General features: G+C 46.3%; 14 protein-coding genes. 7 read left to right on the forward strand and 7 right to left on the reverse strand.

Going from position 1 to position 19,966, the window contains the following annotated elements; translation table 11 throughout:
• Positions 1-247: 247 nt before the first annotated feature.
• Both tal and fbp read right to left on the reverse strand, forming a co-directional pair.
• Positions 248-1,402 carry a transaldolase gene (gene tal / locus QUB12_RS12570; protein WP_333142117.1) on the reverse strand — a complete coding sequence of 385 codons (1,155 nt, stop codon included), beginning with the start codon at positions 1,400-1,402 and terminating at the stop codon, positions 248-250.
• Positions 1,403-1,635: 233 nt separating this feature from the next.
• Entirely contained in the window at positions 1,636-2,709 is a 1,074-nt protein-coding gene (gene fbp / locus QUB12_RS12575; RefSeq protein WP_333307013.1) for a class 1 fructose-bisphosphatase, read from the reverse strand.
• A gap of 628 nt (positions 2,710-3,337) precedes the next feature.
• On the opposite strand from fbp, the gene QUB12_RS12580 reads away from it, so the two are divergent.
• Both QUB12_RS12580 and QUB12_RS12585 read left to right on the forward strand, forming a co-directional pair.
• Positions 3,338-5,056, forward strand: coding sequence for an AAA-like domain-containing protein (locus QUB12_RS12580; RefSeq protein ID WP_333306996.1), 1,719 nt, complete (start codon positions 3,338-3,340; stop codon positions 5,054-5,056).
• Entirely contained in the window at positions 5,056-8,364 is a 3,309-nt protein-coding gene (locus QUB12_RS12585; protein WP_333306998.1) for a WD40 domain-containing protein, read from the forward strand. The genes QUB12_RS12580 and QUB12_RS12585 overlap by 1 nt, the downstream gene beginning before the upstream one ends.
• On the opposite strand, the gene QUB12_RS12590 is transcribed toward QUB12_RS12585, so the two are convergent.
• Positions 8,357-8,515, reverse strand: coding sequence for a hypothetical protein (locus tag QUB12_RS12590; RefSeq protein WP_333307000.1), 159 nt, complete (start codon positions 8,513-8,515; stop codon positions 8,357-8,359). The two genes, QUB12_RS12585 and QUB12_RS12590, sit on opposite strands and share 8 nt — an antisense overlap.
• Before the next feature lie 80 nt (positions 8,516-8,595).
• The gene (locus tag QUB12_RS12595; protein ID WP_333307002.1) at positions 8,596-9,798 is read right to left on the reverse strand and encodes a phytochelatin synthase family protein; all 1,203 of its coding nucleotides are present in this window, start codon (positions 9,796-9,798) and stop codon (positions 8,596-8,598) included.
• A 432-nt stretch (positions 9,799-10,230) separates the two neighbouring features.
• Between QUB12_RS12595 and QUB12_RS12600 the strand changes: the two genes are divergently transcribed.
• From QUB12_RS12600 to QUB12_RS12610, 3 genes are all read left to right on the forward strand, one after another.
• Positions 10,231-10,494, forward strand: a complete 264-nt coding sequence (locus tag QUB12_RS12600) for a hypothetical protein (RefSeq protein WP_333307004.1) — start codon at positions 10,231-10,233, stop codon at positions 10,492-10,494.
• 174 nt (positions 10,495-10,668) lie between these two features.
• A complete protein-coding gene (gene exaC, locus QUB12_RS12605; RefSeq protein WP_333307006.1) occupies positions 10,669-12,189 on the forward strand; it encodes an acetaldehyde dehydrogenase ExaC in 1,521 nt (506 codons plus the stop codon).
• Between the two features lie 167 nt (positions 12,190-12,356).
• On the forward strand, positions 12,357-12,701 hold the full coding sequence (locus QUB12_RS12610) for a DUF779 domain-containing protein (RefSeq protein WP_333142108.1): 345 nt from the start codon (positions 12,357-12,359) through the stop codon (positions 12,699-12,701).
• Between the two features lie 530 nt (positions 12,702-13,231).
• On the opposite strand, the gene QUB12_RS12615 is transcribed toward QUB12_RS12610, so the two are convergent.
• Positions 13,232-13,783 (reverse strand): DUF2854 domain-containing protein, encoded by a 552-nt coding sequence (locus QUB12_RS12615; RefSeq protein ID WP_333142107.1) that lies wholly within the window; start codon positions 13,781-13,783, stop codon positions 13,232-13,234.
• An 80-nt stretch (positions 13,784-13,863) separates the two neighbouring features.
• Between QUB12_RS12615 and QUB12_RS12620 the strand changes: the two genes are divergently transcribed.
• A complete protein-coding gene (locus QUB12_RS12620) occupies positions 13,864-14,364 on the forward strand; it encodes a hypothetical protein (RefSeq protein WP_333142106.1) in 501 nt (166 codons plus the stop codon).
• A gap of 202 nt (positions 14,365-14,566) precedes the next feature.
• Complete coding sequence (locus QUB12_RS12625) at positions 14,567-14,737, forward strand: hypothetical protein (protein ID WP_333104150.1); 171 nt, start codon at positions 14,567-14,569, stop codon at positions 14,735-14,737.
• A 43-nt stretch (positions 14,738-14,780) separates the two neighbouring features.
• Here QUB12_RS12625 and ppk1 read toward each other — a convergent pair whose 3' ends face one another.
• On the reverse strand, positions 14,781-16,964 hold the full coding sequence (gene ppk1 / locus QUB12_RS12630) for a polyphosphate kinase 1 (protein WP_333142105.1): 2,184 nt from the start codon (positions 16,962-16,964) through the stop codon (positions 14,781-14,783).
• Between the two features lie 480 nt (positions 16,965-17,444).
• A partial coding sequence (locus tag QUB12_RS12635; RefSeq protein WP_333307008.1) for a HEAT repeat domain-containing protein occupies positions 17,445-19,966 on the reverse strand: 2,522 nt, incomplete at its 5' end.

Raw genomic sequence — 19,966 nt, forward strand, 5'->3', positions numbered from 1 at the left:
AATCTGGATTTGATTTTCCTCTGTCGGATTTTTGAGACCAATTGGTCTCAAATTTTCCCGGTTCGAGATTCAAAACTTAGTGCCAAGAGCCAAAGTAATCTGGATTTGATTTTCCTCTGTCGGGTTTTTGAGACCAATTGGTCTCAAATTTTCCCGGTTCGAGATTCAAAACTCAGCACTCAAGAGCCAAAACAATTATCTATTCCGACTCCTAAATGCTTCTGCCTTCAAGGATACAGATATCTGTCTAGGCGACGGGTGACAACTTCTGCACTTTCTCTTGCAAGGAATCCATCAGGGATTGGAACGGGGTGACGAATTTATCAATCCCGTCCAAGAGCAAGTCTGCCATCACTTGGTCCAAGTTGATGTCGATGTCGGGATCTTTGAGACTTTCGATCAGCGTGTAAGCTTCTGCAACATTGTTCTCAATCCGGGGTGCGACATCGCAGTGATCGAAACAAGCTTCAACAGTGTTCGGCGGCAAAGTGTTAACGGTGTCGGGGCCGATTAGTTCATCGACGTACATGACATCGCTGTAGTTGGGGTTTTTGGTGCTGGTGGAAGCCCACAGCAAGCGCTGTACTTTCGCTCCCTTGGCCGCTAAAGCTTGCCAGCGATCGCTCGCTACGATCTCTTTATACTTCTGGTAAGCTATCTTGGCATTGGCGATCGCAACTTTCCCCTTGACTGCTTCCAGTCTGGCTTTTGTGGAAATATCTGTGACATTTTTGAGTTTCTCATCAATCTTGCCATCGATATTGATGTCGATCCGGCTCAAGAAGAAACTGGCCACAGAAGCAATATTGCTCACATCCAAACCTTTAGCCACCCGCGCTTCCAAACCGCGAATGTAAGCCCAGAAGGTTTCGACGTAGCTGTCAACCGAGAATAGTAAAGTCACGTTAACGTTAATCCCTTCGCTGATGACTCGCTCGACTGCGGGCAAACCTTGAGCGGTTCCCGGAATCTTAATCATCACGTTTTCTTTGCCGAGGGCTTGGTAATAGCGTATGGCTTCGCTAATCGTGCTTTCTGTGTCGTTGGCGATCGTCGGTGGCACTTCAATGCTAATGTAACCGTCTAAACCCTTCGACTCTGCGTAAACTGGGGCGAAGATGTCGCAAGCGTTGCGGATATCTTCAAATACCAGAGATTCGTAAATCTCCATTACAGATTTACCCGCCCGGATGCCAGCTTCGATATCCGCGTCGTAAATCACATTACCTGCGATCGCTTTCTCGAAAATAGCCGGATTAGATGTAATCCCGCGCAGTCCCCGACTTTCAATCATCTGTTTGAGTTCGCCGGACTCGATCAGATCGCGAGTCAAATTGTCCATCCAGATACTTTGGCCAATTTCTTTGATTTCTAACAGGTGATTCGTTGGTGTTGCTGTCATTACTGTAACTCCTACAATTTGATAGCTGTTAATTGGGACTTGGAAATTGGAAATTGAAAATTGGTAATTGAAAATTGGCAATGGGGAATTGGTAATTGGGAGTCGAAAGTTATCAGTTAAAACCCTCTTCCTTATTCCCTCTTCCTTATTCCCTCTTCCCTCTTCCGACGGACATCGGACTGACATCCGTTACATCCGTTACATCCGTTACACAATCCGTTGCCGAACTTCCTTCACTTTTGGACTGTTCTAGGATTGCGCGATCGATCTTGAATAAAAGACTCGACCATCGCTACATTTTCTTTACTCCCGACAATCAAGGGCGATCGCTCATGCAGTTTGGTCGGCACAACATCTAAGATGTCTTGAATGCCCGTACTTGCCCGCCCGCCGGCTTGCTCCATCAAAAACGCCAAAGGAGCCGATTCGTAGAGCAAACGCAATTTGCCCTCCGGTTGTTTGACCGTTCCGGGGTACAAAAACACGCCTCCCTGGAATAAAATCCGGTGGAAATCTCCCACCAAAGCCCCGCCGTACCGGGCGGTGTAGCCTTCGCTGCGGTGTACGTAGCGAATGTAGTCTCTCAAAGATTCCTCCCACTGCCAGAAGTTGCCTTCATTAACGCTGTAAATCGGGCCGCGATCGGGAACCTTAATGTTTTCGTTAGCTAGAATAAACTCGCCCAAACTGGGGTCGAGGGTAAAGGAATGAACACCCTGACCGATCGAATAAACCAACATGGTACTGGGGCCGTAGAGTACATAGCCAGCGGCAATTTGTTTGTGTCCATGTTGCAGCAAGTCGGAAGCAGAACCGTCTTCATCGTCCCCCTCTTGCTTGCGGATGCTGAATATGGAGCCTACATTGAGATTGATGTCAAGATTGGAAGAACCGTCTATGGGGTCGTAGAGCAGACTGTAACGCCCGATCGGACAATTTTCGGGAATGTAGTATGGTTTTTCCATTTCCTCCGAAGCCAAGCGGCATACCAGTCCGCTTTGCTGGAATACCGAGATAAAGACTTCATTGGCATAGATATCCATCTTTTTGACGGATTCTCCCTGCACGTTCACAGCCCCTGTAAACCCTAAAGCATCTTCCATTAACCCGGCTCTGCTGAGCCGCCTCGCGATCAGCTTAGCCGCCAGCCCGATGCGATTCATCAGGGCACTGAGATCCTGAGCATCTGCTGAAAAGCTGTGAAGTTGCTGGAGTACGTGACGGGATAGAGTTGTGCAATCGCGGTCTAAGGATTGCACCTGATCGATCGGGCCCAGGCGGGTTTCCCCTGTCGGCGCGTTTACCATGATTTTGATGTCCTCCCTGTCTTGCGGCTCTGGATTTGGGTTCGATGGAGTTCTTGACACTTCCCCCTGAATCGGCTATTAGACCGATCGTCCCCCAACTTCTATCTTAGGAAGGGTTTTGCCAAAGGGCGTCGAACTTTAGGTGAATTTTAGATCCGCATCGAAAATTGAGGAGTTCGATCGAGTGTTGAGTCGGGAATTGTATCCAAAATCACTAAATTTTTTAAATTAACCGCTCTAGACGCTCTTGACCTAGAGGAAGAGCAGAAGGAAGAAGCAAGAAGGAAGAAGGAAGATTGTTGCTGGATTAATTATCAAAAATATTTCTAAATATATCGCACGAAAAATTAGTTTTACAGGGGCAAATAATCTCGATATTTATGAAAATACGACTGCAAAACGGGAAGCAGCTCGCACTTGTTGAATACGTAGCTAAAAAGATTAGTTGAGAGTAGCGATCGCCTTGTCGATTGGTTATGCTTGACTCAGGGTGCTCCTTTATGCCAATTGACTGACCAACAAAAATAAAGATGTTTGTGCTTAAATACCGTAAAGGCAAGAAATATCTCGCCCTGACTGGGGTAGTGTCGTTAAGCTCCTGTATCTCCTAAGCGTGAAGGTTCCATTGATGAGTAGTCCCCCAAGAAAGAAAAAAACGATCCTGTTTTTGGCAGCCAACCCGAAAAACTCCACTCCCCTGCGCTTAGGTGAAGAGGCCAAGGAAATTGCAGAGGGGTTGCAACGCTCTAAAAAGCGCGACAAGTTTCAACTTGAGCAACAGTGGGCGGTGACGCCAAGAGAAATGCAGCGAGCCGTATTAGATTATAAACCAGAGATTGTGCATTTCTCAGGGCATGGTGCAGGAGAAAGCGGTTTAGCCCTAGAAGATGACATGGGGCAGATTAAGCTGGTAAATGCCAAAGCTTTGGCAGCTTTGTTTGAGGCGTTTAATGAGTACGTGGAGTGCGTAATACTCAACGCTTGCTATTCAGAAGTGCAAGCGGCTGCGATCGCACGTCACATTCCCTATGTGATCGGCATGAACCAAGCAGTGGGAGATAAGGCTGCACGAGAATTTGCTGTAGGTTTTTACGATACGTTGGCGGCGGGGGAGTCGATCGAATTTGCCTATAAATTGGGTTGCGTTAGCATCAGCATGGCAGGGATTCCAGAACAACTCACTCCGGTATTAAAGAAAAAGTCGGATTTTTCTGGGTTGGATGCAGCAGAGCGATCGCCCGATGCTTCTGTTAGCGATAATATCGTTGAGAAGTCGTCGCCTGTGGTGGAAGATGCGCGATCGATCGCCGCACCTCCCATTTCGATTTCTAACTTAGACAACCCAGAAGGTTCTGTTAGTTTAGATTGTCCCCTGTATATCGATCGACCTCCCATTGAATCAGACTGCTACCAAACTATTGTCAAACCCGGCGCTTTAATCCGAGTGAAAGCCCCCCGCCAAATGGGGAAAACTTCTTTATTACAACGTATTTTACACCATGCTAAAGAACAAGGACATCAAACTGCTTATTTAAATTTTCAATCGGCTGATGGCAGTTTCCTCACCAATCTTGATGAATTGTTGCAATGGTTTTGTTGCGATATTACCAATGAATTAAATTTAGAAGAGCGGGTAGCAGACTACTGGAAACAAGGCATGGGGAGCAAACAAAAATGCGGCAACTATTTTCAGCGCTACCTCTTGGCAACAATTACCTCACCATTAACTTTGGGATTGGATGAAGTCGATCAAGTTTTTCAGCACCCAGGAGTCGCCCAGGAATTCTTTGGTTTACTGCGGGCGTGGCATGAAAAAGGGAAAAACGAACCAGCTTGGAAAAAACTGCGTTTAGTAATCTCCCATTCCAAAGAAGTTTATATTCCCCTCAATATTAACCAGTCTCCATTTAATGTGGGTTTACCAATTGAGTTGCCAGAGTTTAGTCATCTACAAATTAATGATTTACTACAAAAACATCAACTGAATTTGTCTGATAGTGAGAGAGAAAAGCTGATACAAATGGTAGACGGACATCCTTATTTATTAAGAAAAGCTCTTTATGAAATTGCTCGCGGTTCTTTGAAATTAGAACAATTTTTACACATTGCACCGACAGAAGAAGGAATTTACGGCGATCATTTACGCCGCCATTTATCGAATCTTGCTGATGCTAATTTAGAAACAGCCATGATACAAGTGATTGCTAGTTCCGAACCAGTACGATTAGAAGCAAATCTAGCGTTTAAACTTCGGAGTATGGGTTTAGTGAAGTTGCGGGGAAATGATGTGATTCCCCTGTGCAATCTCTACCGCCTTTATTTTAAAGACCGTTTGGGGGTTCGTTAATGAATGAAAATCCTGATTTAAATTACGAATATCAAGTCGGTGGGAGTCTCCCGGTTGAGGCACCCACTTATGTCAAAAGACAAGCAGATCGAGATTTTTATCAAGGATTAAAAGCCGGAGAATTTTGTTATGTCCTCAATTCACGGCAGATGGGAAAATCGAGCTTGCGGGTGCAGACAATGGCAAAATTGCAGCAAGAAGGATTTGCCTGTGCTGGGGTTGATATTACGTCAATTGGCACGTCAGATATTACCCCAGAAGAGTGGTATTTTGGCATCATTGACTCGCTGGTGAATAGCTTTGAACTTTACAATCATTTTGATTCTTACGATTGGTGGACAAATCACGATTTAGTATCACCTGTCCAACGGTTCAGCAAGTTTATCCCAGAGGTATTGCTGAAATTTATTGATAAATCTATTGTGATATTTGTTGATGAAATTGATAGTGTATTGGCTTTGCCGTTTAATATAGACGACTTTTTCGCGCTAATTCGAGACTGTTTCAACCAACGCGCAGATAAACCAGACTATAAGCGGTTAACCTTTGCTTTAATAGGGGTTGCAGCGCCTTCTGATTTGATTAGTAATCACCTTCGCACTCCGTTTAATATTGGGCGGGCGATTGAGCTAACAGGCTTTCAATTAACCGAAGCACAACCTTTGGCAGTTGGGTTAGAAACTCAAGCAAAAAATTCCCGATCCTTGTTAAAAGCGGTGCTATATTGGACGGGTGGACAGCCATTTTTAACACAAAAAACCTGTAAGCTACTGCTCAATTATGGTAACTCTGCCTCTATTCAAAATCCTGATGATTGGGTAGCAAATTTAGTCAGAGAAAAAGTAATTCAAAATTGGGAAGGACAGGATGAACCAGAGCATTTAAAGACAATTCGAGATCGCATTCTTCGCAGCGAACAACGAGCAAGCCGGCTGTTGGGACTATATCAGCAAATTTTGCAGTACAACGAGATCGCGGCAGATGATACGGCTGAACAAATGGAACTCCGCCTCACAGGTTTGGTGGTTAAGCAAGCGGATAAGATTAAAGTTTATAACCCGATTTATCAAGCAGTGTTTAACCGAGATTGGGTCGAGAAACAATTAGCCAATCTCCGCCCCTATAACGAAAGTTTTAATGCTTGGAAAGATTCTGACTCTCAAGATGAATCGCGACTGTTGCGGGGTCAAGCCTTGCAAGATGCTCAAACTTGGGCAGCCGGCAAAAGTTTGAGCAATTGGGATTATCAGTTTTTAAATGCCAGTCGGGAACTCCAACAACAGGCAGTTGAACGAGATTTAGAAGCACAGAGACAAGCCAATCAACTTTTGATTCAGGCAAATCAGACGCTAGCTCAGGCGCAGAAAAAGGCAATAAAGATTAGGACTGTGACTTCGGTTGTTGCAGGTTTGGCTTTGCTGGTAGCAAGTGTAGCTTTTATTGTTGCTAGGAACCAAGTCGGACAAGCTGAGAATGTGGCTAATGCAATACAGAGCAGTACCTCTTCATTAAATATGATCTCCTCTGGGCAACCATTTCAAGCCGTCTTGGAATCATTGAAAGCAGGGAAAGCATTAAAAAAACTAGATACTTCAGCTTCGTTTACAAAAGACATTCAACAGCAAGTGATAGGAGCGCTGAAAAGGGCAATTAACACAGTAAAAGAGCGTAATAGTTTGGAAGGACATTTCGCTTCGGTCAATAGTGTCGCCATAAGTCCTGATGGTAAGACATTGGCTTCTGCAAGCGCTGACAAAACCATCAAACTGTGGAACCTGCAAACCCACAAACTGCTCGCTACCATCACAGGACATACCAACTCGGTTTATGCAGTCAGTTTCAGCCCGAATGGCAAGCTGCTGGCCACTGGCAGTGATGACAACACCGTCAAACTCTGGGATACCACGACGGGCAAACAAATTATAACCATCACCGGACATACAAACTCGGTTAATGCAGTCAGTTTCAGCCCCGATGGCAAGCTGCTGGTCACTGGCAGTGCTGACAACACCGTCAAACTCTGGGATACCACGACGGGCAAACAAATTATAACCATCACAGGACATACCAACTCGGTTAATGCAGTCAGTTTCAGTCCCGATGGCAAGACATTGGCTTCTGCCAGCTATGACAACACTATCAAACTGTGGAACCTGCAAACCCAAACACTACTCATAACCCTCGCTGGGCATAGCAATTGGGTCAATAGCGTCGCATTTAGTCCCGATGGCAAGACGTTGGCTTCTGGAAGCAGTGACAACACTATCAAACTCTGGAACCTTTTGTGGGATCGACCAACCCCAAAACTAGAACTGATAGAAACCCTCACCGGGCATAGCAATTGGGTTAATAGTGTCAGTTTCAGCCCCAATGGCAAGCTGCTGGCCACTGGCAGTGCTGACAAGACCGTCCAACTGTGGGGCACCACTACAGGCAAACAAATTATAACCCTCACCGGACATAAAGACGCGGTTAATGCAGTCAGTTTCAGCCCCAATGGCAAGCTGCTGGCCACTGGCAGTGCTGACAACACCGTCAAACTCTGGGATACCTCCACTGGCAAAGAAATTAAAACCATCACAGGACATACCAACTCGGTTAATGCAGTCAGTTTCAGTCCGAATGGCAAGCTGCTGGTCACTGGCAGTGCTGACAACACCGTCAAACTCTGGGATACCTCCACTGGCAAAGAAATTAAAACCATCACAGGACATACCAACTCGGTTTATGCAGTCAGTTTCAGCCCCGATGGCAAGCTGCTGACCACTGGCAGTGCTGACAAGACCGTAAAACTGTGGGATACCACGACGGGCAAAGAAATTAAAACCCTCACCGGACATACAAACTCGGTTAATGCAGTCAGTTTCAGCCCCGATGGCAAGCTGCTGGTCACTGGCAGTGCTGACAACACCGTCAAACTCTGGGATACCACGACGGGCAAACAAATTAAAACCATCACAGGACATACCAACTCGGTTCATGCAGTCAGTTTCAGTCCCGATGACAAGCTGTTGGCTTCCGCCAGCGATGACAAGACCATGAAACTGTGGAATTTGCAAAGCCAAAAACCCATCCCTACCCTCACCGGACATAGCGATTCGGTCAATAGCGTTGCCTTTAGTCCAGATGGCTTGACTTTGGCTTCTGCAAGCAGTGACAACACCATCAAACTGTGGATTTGGGATCTCGATAAACTAATGGCATTAGGCTGCAATAGGATCGGCGATTATCTCAGAACAAACCCGAAAGTGACAGCAGAGGATAAACAGATGTGTGCTGATTACCTCAGTCAACAGTCAATCAAATAGGATTTAGGCAAAAACAGCCAACCAGCCAGATGTTCGCACTACATTTTTTTACCACTACTTCCACCTTTTCCGTCGTCCATTCCTCACTCGCATCAGCCACAACCCTAATATTTCCCTGCCGCGAATATTCATCCACAACTGCCGCCAGCATCGGATTATTAAATCTTGCTGCTATTGAATTTTCACTTTTGTAGTTAGTCGAGGTTTGGGGAGTTCAAAAGGCGGTAGGTGCTAACTCTGAGGGATATGGCACTGATGTCCCTTTGAATATAAACTGTAAAACTCCTGGAGTGCTGACATTTGTTCTCTCAATCTAGATATCTCTACATCCCAGGGAGGGAGTAGTTTCTCAAGGTGGCGAACCTCACTAAACCACAGTAGTAACTCGGGTTTGAGAGTTGCATAGAGCGTTTCGGGACACGACAGTAATATTGCTGTTATTATCTCTGCTACGAATGGCTGTTGCAGCCACTTGCCTACAACAGACATTGCATCCCAGTCATCGCTTGACAAGCATTGGTGAACAATATCAAACAGTGAATTTAACTCAATAGCTGCCCGTAATTTCTCAAGTGTCTCTGCGGTTTCTGACGAGGTATGTACCATAGTTGTGAACTCAACAGGCAAATGGTGCAGGATGGTACTGACAAATGAAGCAATTGAATCAGGTTGCTCTTTTCTCAGAATGTCGGGGAGTATTTCTGCAAAGTAAGTAGCAACACTACGCCACTGATGTAAATCACAAGCAACATGAAAGAAGGTTTCTGGCAACCTTTCACTCTTCTGCAATAAAATATAACCTCGACATTGATTAGTGACGGGATCGACAGGTTCAAATGCTTGCCATAACAAAGGCAGAGAAACCCAATGAGGTGGATATTTGAAACGGGCAACATCCAGCAGAAGAACTAGATCCCGCTGTCGATGATAGCCACCAATTGGTGAAAAGTGACCATCACCCGTTTGTCCCAATACCTTTCGGCTGTAGGAAACAACTAGATGAATATCACCTGACGCCCTAGTCACCTCCTCAACTGCTTGCCGAAAGTTTTCCAAGCTGCTTTCGTTGTAACGGTTAGGTTTTACAACAGCACCGTTGCAACGTGCTATACAGACAAACTCATCAAAGGTGATACCGTTTTCTTTAATGACTGAAAGAGGTAAGCAACAGTCTAAAAATTCCTCTCCATACCATCTCCACACCCCTTTCCAAATGCGACCCGGATCGATGGATAAGGCATTAAGAACAACAACTAAACTACCCAATCCACAAAAAGCGGGTTCTGCTTGAGTATGAAACTGTTCCGCTAGAGCAAAATACCCTTCCATACCTCCCAATGCCAACGCTTCTCGAAATATTTGCTTTCCCTCTACGGAGGAAAAGGCAATAGTAGAATCGGGGAGTGAACGACGATAAAACCCTTGAGCAGACATTGAGTGTTTTAACCCTTATTGCTTATGGTGCTAATAAATATTATGCAATATCGTCACCTTGATAATGATGAATGCACTTGTTTAGTATTTTTTTCAATTTTAGCAATAAAACGCTGCGAAGGTTTGACTTTCGGGGTGCAAATTTAAAAAACGTGATTATTTGCGACGGACGGCTAGGCATCAAGCTGATGAAATAATTCGGCTAGTTGCCACAGATTGAGCGTTATGCAGCTTGGATAAATCTCACAGCGGCCTTCTCTAGAACAGGCAAGATGCCTGTTCCACAAAGAGTGAATTTTCTTGTGGAACAGGCATCTTGCCTGTTCATAAAACGCTTATTGAGAAGGGTGCAACATCTCAGATCAATCAAAGTTTTCTGAATAGCCTCACTCACGCGATGTTTTATAAGAGTCGGCTCAAGAGTTGTAATAGTTGCAACAAATCAAATTTAAGCCGGTGATTTGGGTTGGCAATGATGTGGTCGATTTTCAGGGGATTTATATTGACGTTGCTGATAACGATATGGAAATTAGTAAATACCTTAAAGCGCCCCTTTCTGCTCCCTTGTTGGCTGGCAGAACCAGCCATTTTGTCAAAAATTACTATCAGCTATCGTATAATTTTATAGCCGCAGAAAGGAGAGGTGCGTCACAGTTAATTTATCGTGTTTACCGTTGCGTGGGGGCGGGTTTTTGAGATGGTTTGTTTTAGCCTCAGATTGTTGGTGAACCCGCCCCTACAGGGACTGCAAAAAATTGGAAAAATGTAAAATTTTGTATATAAACTGACCGAAGTTGCGGAAAATAGAGGATAGTTGATGTTCAAGAGATTTCAAGCCTCCGCGAAAACAAATTTTAATCAGGTAATAAAATGGTAGTAGCAGCACCTGTTCAATCCGGCAGTCAGTCGATTTTTCAAACTCGCTACGACAACTTTATCGGCGGCAAGTGGGTGCCACCGGTGAAAGGGAAATACTCGGAAAACCTTTCTCCAATTACAGGAAAATCAATTTGTCAAATCCCCCGATCGACCGCCGAAGATGTAGAATTGGCACTAGATGCCGCCCACGCCGCGAAAGACAAGTGGGGTAAGACTTCCCCAGCAGACAGGGCGCGAGTTTTACACAAAATAGCTGATCGCATCGAAGAAAACCTCGATCGCCTCGCCATCGCCGAAACCTGGGACAACGGTAAACCAATTCGCGAAACCCGCCTCGCAGACATACCACTGGCGATCGACCATTTCCGCTACTTTGCAAGCTGCATCCGAGCTCAAGAAGGTTCGATCGGCGAACTCGACGGAACCACCGTCGCCTACCACTTCCACGAACCCCTAGGCGTTATCGGACAAATCATCCCCTGGAACTTCCCGATATTAATGGCCGCCTGGAAACTCGCCCCAGCCCTCGCCGCCGGAAACTGCGTCGTGCTCAAACCAGCAGGCCCCACCCCCGCCTCAATCTTGGTACTGATGGAAATCATCGCCGACTTAGTACCAGACGGCGTTATCAACGTCATTAACGGGCCCGGCGCCGAAATCGGCAAAACCCTCGCCACCAGTCCCCGGATTGCCAAAGTCGCCTTCACCGGCGAAACCACCACCGGCAGGCTAATCATGCAATACGCCTCCCAAAACGTCATCCCCGTCACCCTAGAACTCGGTGGCAAATCTCCCAACATTTTCTTTGAAGATGTCTGCGCCCAAGATGATGAATTCCTCGACAAAGCAGTGGAAGGATTAGTCATGTTTGCCTTCAATCAAGGCGAAGTGTGCACCTGTCCCTCCCGCGCCTTAATTCAGGAGTCAATCTACGATCGATTCATGGAAAGGGCGATCGATCGCATCCGCCAAATCAAACAAGACAACCCCTTAGATCCGACAACCGCCCTCGGCGCGCAAGTCTCGATCAACCAGATGGAAAAAATCGCCGAATACGTCAAAATCGGTCACGCCGAAGGCGCAGAATGCCTGATTGGTGGCGAAAGAAACACCTTATCCGGCGACTTGCAAGACGGCTATTACTTCCAGCCAACAGTCTTCAAAGGAAACAACAAAATGCGAATTTTCCAAGAAGAAATCTTCGGCCCAGTATTAGCAGTAACCACCTTCAAAGACGAAGCCGAAGCATTAGAAATTGCCAACGATACCCTATACGGTTTAGGTGCCGGAGTTTGGACTCGCGACATCAACACCGCCTACCGCATGGGCCGCGCCGTTCAAGCAGGCCGCGTGTGGACAAACTGCTATCACCTATATCCAGCCCACGCAGCATTCGGCGGCTACAAATCATCTGGAATCGGCCGCGAAAATCACAAAATGATGTTAGATCACTACCAGCAAACCAAGAATTTGTTAGTCAGCTACAGCCCGAAAGCATTAGGTTTCTTCTAAGATTTTAGTCATTGGGAAGGAAAAAGGAAGAAGGAAAAACTTCAATGATTCGCGAACTCCTTCTTTCTCTCTTTCCTCTCCTTCTCTGCGCCCTCTGCGCCCTCTGCGGTTCATTAAAAAAAATCTCATTCACAAACGAAATATAATTGCTACACAAAGAGACTGCAATGGAAACTGCCAAAGTCACCGCAACAGAAGCCGCTTTAAAATTAATCAATCATCTCAAAACTCAACACGGAGAATTGATGTTTCACCAATCGGGTGGCTGCTGCGACGGTAGTTCTCCCATGTGCTATCCCAACGGGGAATTGATAATCGGTGATGGTGACGTATTGCTGGGCGAAATAGGCGGTTGTCCGTTTTATATTGCAGCGCAGCAATACAAATATTGGCAGCACACGCAGTTAATTATAGACGTGGCATCGGGGCCCGGAGGCAGCGATTTTTCCCTGGAAGGGCCGGATGGAGAGCGTTTTATTACTCGTTCTCGCTTGTTTGTTAAGGCTGATTAACTCTGTTTATCCTTAACTTGCCTCCAGTTTCTCTAAAAACATGAATTTGCTTAAGCCTGAAACCCGGTTTCTTTCATGGCAGCGAAAAAACCTATTTTATTTAAGTTTTTATCTAAGTTTCTCGCGTGGGCTAACGATGACCAATTTTCTGGCGATGGCAAAGGCATCTTATTTTTATAAGACTTGCTAGACAAAGGTTTCAGCCATTATTTGAGTTTGGTTGCCAAAAATTAAACCCTTGTTGAATCAGCACAATTGCCAGATAAGCTTCTGATGTTCCTGCGCCGATAATTCCTATCCTAATCTGGGATGAAACCATTTGTGCTTCTTCTGATTTAAGATTGCCGATCGGTTCTCAACTACTATTTTAATTAAGGGAAATCCAATTGGGGCGATCGCTCAATTGCGGATTGAGCTTTTGTTGATAGCGACAGGTTTCACGCTGCCGCTAAAATCAGTATCTAAGCCGGTGCAGGATTAATTATTAATTGGCGACTTCAAAATTTATGCACTCCAAACTTCAGCATACTTTAAGCTTGAGTATTTTTAATTAAAGCCAATTCAATTTTGTCACCAGCCTTTTGAGTCACTTGTGCGCGCAAACCTGGCCCAAAAAAAGTAGCTATTTTGTCTTGCTTTTCTTCCCATAAGTCGATCGGCAGTAGTGGCGAATAAAACTCTAAAATTAACCCATAAGCACCGTCAACATTAACTTCCCGCAACCCTTGCAGAAGCGGCCGTTCCTCGTCTGTCGGGGCCAGGCCCAAGCGCTCCAAAGCATCATCTAAGTGCGCGGGTTGGCCGTAGCGAAATCGAGTGATATCTTTGCGGACTTGGTTTTGAGTATCTGTGGCCTGACTTTCTCGCAAGAGGAGAACTTCAGCAGAGGTAGGTTCGGTGAACTCCACCGGTTCGAGTTCGGCGGCTTTCAGGGCCAAACCTCCTAGCAACAGCGGAATTCCATAAAAAAAACCGGCTAGGTTCAGGGTAGGTCTGTCTGTGAAGTAGGCTCCGAAACCGACTGCTGCTATAATACCGCCAACAACTAAGGCTAGGTTTGCTAAAGAAATTTTACGTAACATATTAGTGAGGTAAGTAGTCGGACAGAAAAAATATACTTTAATTATTATCTGTCAAAAAGTCTTGAATAAATTTAGTTTTTTTGCCAAAAGACCTGCAAAAACTGCTAGCATCGATGAGCGCGGGAGCGGTGTGCATCCACAGTCTTGTCTCTAGCTTCAGAAGCTTATCCAGCCGGACTCGTCCGGGCGCGCCATCGGTAAATATCCGTGTTAATTGCGCGGCTTTGGTTCCAGAAGGCAATCGAGATCGGCAGTATCATCAAAGTATACAGAGTGGCGATCGCGATCGACACTCTTGCCCTTTCAACCATTTTTCGGACATGATTAAAGACGAAGACAAACAAACTGCTGGAGCAAACAAGGCGGTTCTGGAGCAGATTAACTCGCTCAAGCGCGAAGATGAAAGGCTTTATAATATCTTAGCGATCGATGTCTGGGCCCTAGCCAAGACGATGGATGAATATCAACCGGGATTTTGGGCGGCTTTTATGAAAAACCGGGAGAAGGCCCTGAAGCGATTTTTAGCTGGAATGATTAAAAATAAACCCGCAGATACCAAACGTCCGCCTTTTTTGCGCTAAAATGTGGCTGAAGTTGGGCTGAACTTTTGATGTACAATCAAACTATAACACAGACCCAAAAACCCTGAGCAGATTCATCACTTCCCATATATAAACAGTGAAGGATTTGCCCAAAAAGGGATGTCGGTGAATTAAGAATCTCCGTCTGTTCGCAGGGGGGAATGTCAAATATTTTTGTTAATAGTAGCAAAGGAAAAAAACAATGGATGCACAGACAATCAAAGAGCGCGTAGCACAGATCGAAGTCAAGCGGGAATCCCTCGTGCGGCTGTTAGATCGATCGGACTTGGGAGCCATGAGAATAGATGTGAGTCAGGCGATCGAAGAAATTGACGATCTCTTAGAAGAATTCAAGCGCACTTTTAACAGTTAGGGCCATTGGGCATGCCCCATGCCCCATGCCCCATTCCTAATGATTAATTCAAAACCATATCCATCAAAATTTGCTGAGAGCTCACCTCCGGGCAATTAGCAGGCGGCCGCCGCTGAGAGTAGTGTCCGGAGGGCTGCAAATCCCAAGCTTGGCGGTTGTCAGCCAGCATTACACCCAAAATTTCTTGCAATTCCTTAGCAATTGTCGGGTCTTCCACTTGAACGATCGCCTCAACCCGTCTGGTGAGATTGCGCTGCATCCAGTCAGCAGAACCAATATACACCTCTTCGTCGCCACCGTTGAAAAAATAAAACATCCGAGAATGCTCTAAAAAGCGGCCGATAATACTGATAACTCGGATATTTTCGCTAACACCCTCAACGCCGGGACGCAAACAGCAAATCCCCCGAATAATCAAATCAATTTTAACTCCCGCTTGCGAAGCTTCGTACAAAGCAACAATGATTTGAGGGTCAACTAAAGCGTTCATTTTAGCGACAATGCGGCCACAGCTACCGATGCCGCCTTCGGCCTGCAAGCGGCAGAATTCTGCCTCGCGGCGGATTAAAGCTAAAAATCGATCGCGCATATTGACCGGTGCCACCAATAATTTGCGATAAGATACCTGTCGCGAATAACCAGTCAAATAATTAAACAAATCCGTCAAATCCGATCCCAAATCCTCGCGACAACTCAACAAACCCACATCGGTATACAGTCCGGCTGTTTTGGGATTGTAATTGCCAGTGCCGATGTGGACATAGCGGCGGATGTACCCGTCCTCGCGACGCACTACCATCACAATTTTGGTGTGGGTTTTGAGTCCCACCAAACCGTAAACTACGTGGACTCCAGCTTGTTCTAACTTGCGAGCCCAATTAATATTATTTTCTTCGTCAAACCTAGCTTTGAGCTCTACTAAAACGGCTACCTGCTTGCCGTTTTCCGCGGCTTGAATTAAGGCGCTGACGATCGGCGAATCACCAGAAGTGCGGTATAAAGTCATCTTAATCGCTAACACGGAGCGATCGTGCGCCGCCTCAGTAATAAACCGCTGCACCGTCGCCGCAAACGAGTGATAGGGATGGTGCAGCATCAAATCCCCCTGCCGGATGGTGGTGAAAATATCCTCGCCCTCTTCAGCATCCAACCTCGATTTGTCTAAAATCCTTGCCGATTCCGAGTTCCGCAAGCGTGGTGGCACAACCGGAGTCCAAGGCGGGTCTTTCAGTTCCGGCACCGGCAGCCCCACAAAAGACATCAAATCCTTGAGGCCTAGCAGCCCCTCTACGACGTAAACATCTTGCTCACCGAGCTCCAGCTCCTCCATCAGCATATCTCGCAGCGCAGGGGGCATAATCGCTTGAATTTCCATCCGCACCGCAGAACCTCCAAACCGGCGCTTGCGGAGTTCTTGTTCTATTGCCAGCAGCAAATCCTCCGCCTCATCTTCCTCCACCGTCAAATCGGAATTGCGAGTAATGCGGAACGGGTGATATTCCTCAACGTCCATCCCCGGAAACAAAGCTTCTAAATTGTGGGCAATCACCTGTTCTAGGGGGACGCCAGTCCAAACCGGAGATTTGCCCCTCTGCTGCCACTGCAAATCCCCCGGTAGCGGCACAAACCTCGGTAAAACCTGCGGTACTTTGACGCGGGCAAACAATTCTTCCCGCGTGTCGGGGTCCCTGACTACTACTGCTAAATTGAGGCTGAGGTTTGAAAGGTAGGGGAATGGGTGGCTGGGGTCAACTGCTAGGGGAGTGAGTACGGGAAATACTTGTTCTTTGAAGTAGCGGTGCAAGTAATTGCGCTGTTCTTGATTGAGGTCAATGTAGTCGAGAATGTAGATTTCGCTTGCTGCTAGTTTCGGCCGCAGGGTTTGCTCAAAATAGGCGTGTTGCTGAGTAACCATCGGCAAAAGCCGCTTGTTCAGGGCATCTAGCTGTTGTTGGGGCGTGCGGCCGTCGGAGGTTAATTTGCTGACTTTTGCGTGTACTTGTTGTTTGAGGGCGCCGACGCGCACCATAAAATATTCGTCTAGGTTGGAGCTAAAAATAGCTAGAAATTTGAGCCTTTCTAGGAGGGGCGTGCGGGGGTCGAGGGCTTCGTGGAGCACGCGGTTATTGAATTCTAGCCAGCTTTGTTCTCGGTTGAAGTAGTATTGGGGGTCGCTGAGGTTGATTTCAGTGTAGGTTTTGGCGGGGGTCTTTTTTGGCTTGGGCATGGTTTGGGGGAGTCTTTGGAAGGCTCGGTGATGGCATCTCTAGAAATAGTATTGTAGGTTAAAGGATTTGTTCGCATCTGCTTTTGGTCGATCGCACGTTTTTGTAATGCCTGTAGGGAAACGGCATTGCCCTTCTTCGTGTCAACTTAAGACTCCAACCTTTGAGAAATCTCATTTTTACCCGAATCTAGATCCCCCTAAATCCCCCTGATTGTTGGGGAGTAGGGATTGACTTTGAGAAGAATCTTGTCCCCCCCTTCGTAGGGGCGGTGCCCCCGTGCCCGCCCTTGGCTAGGGGGGATCGGGCTTTAATAGTCAAACAGCAGTCTGTGACTGGGTTTGAAGTTAAGTGGACACCAAGGGCATTGCCGTGTCCGGCCCCTGGATCACAAACCAATCCCTCCAACCCAACTCTGCACCGCATTCCGCAAGTCCTCTTGATTTGGCCCAAAACCTGTTAAGGGCAATTCCAGCGGTGGGTTAAGCGTGCCATGCTTGATAAAAGTCTGGGTAAGTCATATTTTCGGCACAATTCCAGATGACTCCGTGACATCTTTCATTGCGACCAAAATTATTTTTGTAGATTTCGGAAGTTAGGCGATTTTTCAAACCTGAGACTGCTTTGGCGAAGTGTTTACCTTTCATAATTTCCAGTAAGCTATCTGCCGGGTCAAAAAGAGAATATTCAGGGTTATAATTAGGCATCAACTCTATTAAAGTCGCGATCGCCACTGGGTGATATTTCTCTATTTTCCCTAAGCTAGATGCCGCTCGACACCGGGTATCTGCATTACCTGAATTGCGGATTAACTCGACTAAGGTGGCGATCGCAACTGAGTTATTTTTGTCTATTTCCCCTAAGAATTCTGCCGCTTGAAGCCGGGTATCTGGATCACGTGAAGTGCGGATTAACTCGACGAAAGCGGCGATCGCAACTGGGTTATTTTTGCCTATTTTTTCTAATTTATTTCCCAATTCCCACCGATGATAGGCATTCTCAGAAGTGCCGAGCAACTCGACTAAAGTGGAGATCGCAACTGGGTTATTGTTATCTATTTTCCCTAAGCTAGATACAGCTTGAAGCTGGGTATATTCACTTTGAGAAGTACCGAGCAACTCCACTAAAGCGGAGATTGCCTCTGGGTGATTTTTGCCTATTGCCCCTAAGCTTTTTATCGCTTGACACCGGGTACTTTCAGCACCGGAATTGCGGATTAACTCGACTAAAGCGGCGATCGCAACTGGGTTATTTTTGCCTATTTTACCTAAGCTATCTGCAGCTGACCACCGGGTCCTTTCATTGGAATTGCGGCTTAACTCGACTAAAGCGCTGATTGCAACTGGGTTATCTTTATCTATTTTCCCTAAGCATTCTGCCGCTCGCCACCGGGTAACTTTATTACGACGTGAAGTGCGAATTAACTCGACTAAAGCGGAGATCGCAACTGGGTTATTTTTGCCGATTCTTGCTAATTTTTCTGCTGCTTGATAACGAGTATCTTTAGGACGGTAGTTGCGGATTGACTCCAATAAAGTTTCGATCGCTACCGGGTTATCTTTGTCTATCCTACCTAAAATTTCTGCCGCTCGCTCTTGGGTAACTTTATGATCTGAAGTGCGAATTAACTCGACTAAAGAGGCGATCGCAACTGGATTATTTTTCCCTATTTTCACTAAGCTATATGCCAATATTATACAGGTAGGTACGTTATGCCGAGAGAAATGCGGGTAGAAATGGTTATGATCTGAAGTGCGGATTAGTTCTACTAAAGCTGCAATCGCTTCTGGGCTATCTTTGCCTATTTTTCCCAAGCTATATGCCACTCGCTTCCCGGTCTTTTTCTCAACAGACTTGCGGAGTAACTCGACTAAATTGGCGATCGCAACTGGGTTATTTTTTTCTATTTCCCCTAAGCTCTCTGCCGCTACACACCGGGTATGTTCATCCTGAGAAGTACCGATTAACTCGACTAAATAGGAGATAGTTTCTGGGTGATACTTGCCTATTTTCCCTAAGCTTTTTGTCGCTAGCCTCCGGGTATATTCATCACCTGAATTGCGGATTAACTCGACTAAAGCTGCGATCGCCTTTTCCCGCTCGGTTTCTTTCAGAACTTCCCTTGCTCTATCGACAATTGGATCGAGAAATGTCCGCCAATCCTGTTTTTGCTTATTAAAATAACCAAATCCCCAAATAACAATCTGCGACACAATCTCATCAGCAAGACTACAATCTTTAAACTCAGCAATCCCCGCAGCCGCTAGAAAATATGCCCGATATCCATAAAATTTATCCCACCCAACCTTAAACTTAACCAACGCTTTAATAAACCCTTCCTTCTCTTCCTTCCCTACCTCCTCACGCCCCAACCACAGCAAAATAACCTCCTTCCACTGCTTCTCAAAAATGCGATACCTAGCATCAGGATGTTGCGGATTCTTAGGAATATGATTCAAGAAAAAGTGCCAATCCTCAACCGCCAACGCCGCAAAATATTCCTGAAACGTCGGATGGTAAAAAGCATAAATCCCTTCCAGCGTCTCCCCATCCCTCGCCACTAAATTCAGCCAACCCAAACGACAAGCTAACTCAAACTGCGATGCACCCATCACCCGATATCCCACACTTTCTCGCAACTGAAACCGCGCAGTTTCATTTAACATCCCTGAAAGTGCCAATTTCCCCAAAGCCGCATTCAATTCCTGCTGCTGAATCCAATTCAGGCGCGGTTTTTTCCACTGATAAAAAGTTGTCACAAACCCTTGATAAAGCTTCGCCTTAGTATCCGGTAAATCCCCATCCACCGACTGCCAAGTGCCGCACAATAGCGAACATCTCAGGGGATTTTTCACTAAATCTCGAATTCGCTCTTTTCCTGATGCTGCTAATGCTTCCCGTAGCTGTTGAGAAAGATCCCCCCCAGCAGAGGGCGGACACGGGGGAGGAGAGGGCGGGCACGGGGGCACCGCCCCTACGTCGAGGGGATCTGTAGGGGCGGTGC

Source organism: Microcoleus sp. B7-D4 (assembly GCF_036705125.1).
Classification (GTDB): domain Bacteria; phylum Cyanobacteriota; class Cyanobacteriia; order Cyanobacteriales; family Microcoleaceae; genus Microcoleus.

What these genes read in the sequence shown, in the direction of transcription:
- tal (WP_333142117.1), bottom strand. Translation starts at nt 1,402, where the DNA reads ATGACAGCAACACCAACGAATCACCTGTTAGAAATCAAAGAAATTGGC.
- fbp (WP_333307013.1), bottom strand. Translation starts at nt 2,709, where the DNA reads ATGGTAAACGCGCCGACAGGGGAAACCCGCCTGGGCCCGATCGATCAG.
- QUB12_RS12580 (WP_333306996.1), top strand. Translation starts at nt 3,338, where the DNA reads ATGAGTAGTCCCCCAAGAAAGAAAAAAACGATCCTGTTTTTGGCAGCC.
- QUB12_RS12585 (WP_333306998.1), top strand. Translation starts at nt 5,056, where the DNA reads ATGAATGAAAATCCTGATTTAAATTACGAATATCAAGTCGGTGGGAGT.
- QUB12_RS12590 (WP_333307000.1), bottom strand. Translation starts at nt 8,515, where the DNA reads ATGCTGGCGGCAGTTGTGGATGAATATTCGCGGCAGGGAAATATTAGG.
- QUB12_RS12595 (WP_333307002.1), bottom strand. Translation starts at nt 9,798, where the DNA reads ATGTCTGCTCAAGGGTTTTATCGTCGTTCACTCCCCGATTCTACTATT.
- exaC (WP_333307006.1), top strand. Translation starts at nt 10,669, where the DNA reads ATGGTAGTAGCAGCACCTGTTCAATCCGGCAGTCAGTCGATTTTTCAA.
- QUB12_RS12610 (WP_333142108.1), top strand. Translation starts at nt 12,357, where the DNA reads ATGGAAACTGCCAAAGTCACCGCAACAGAAGCCGCTTTAAAATTAATC.
- QUB12_RS12615 (WP_333142107.1), bottom strand. Translation starts at nt 13,783, where the DNA reads ATGTTACGTAAAATTTCTTTAGCAAACCTAGCCTTAGTTGTTGGCGGT.
- QUB12_RS12625 (WP_333104150.1), top strand. Translation starts at nt 14,567, where the DNA reads ATGGATGCACAGACAATCAAAGAGCGCGTAGCACAGATCGAAGTCAAG.
- ppk1 (WP_333142105.1), bottom strand. Translation starts at nt 16,964, where the DNA reads ATGCCCAAGCCAAAAAAGACCCCCGCCAAAACCTACACTGAAATCAAC.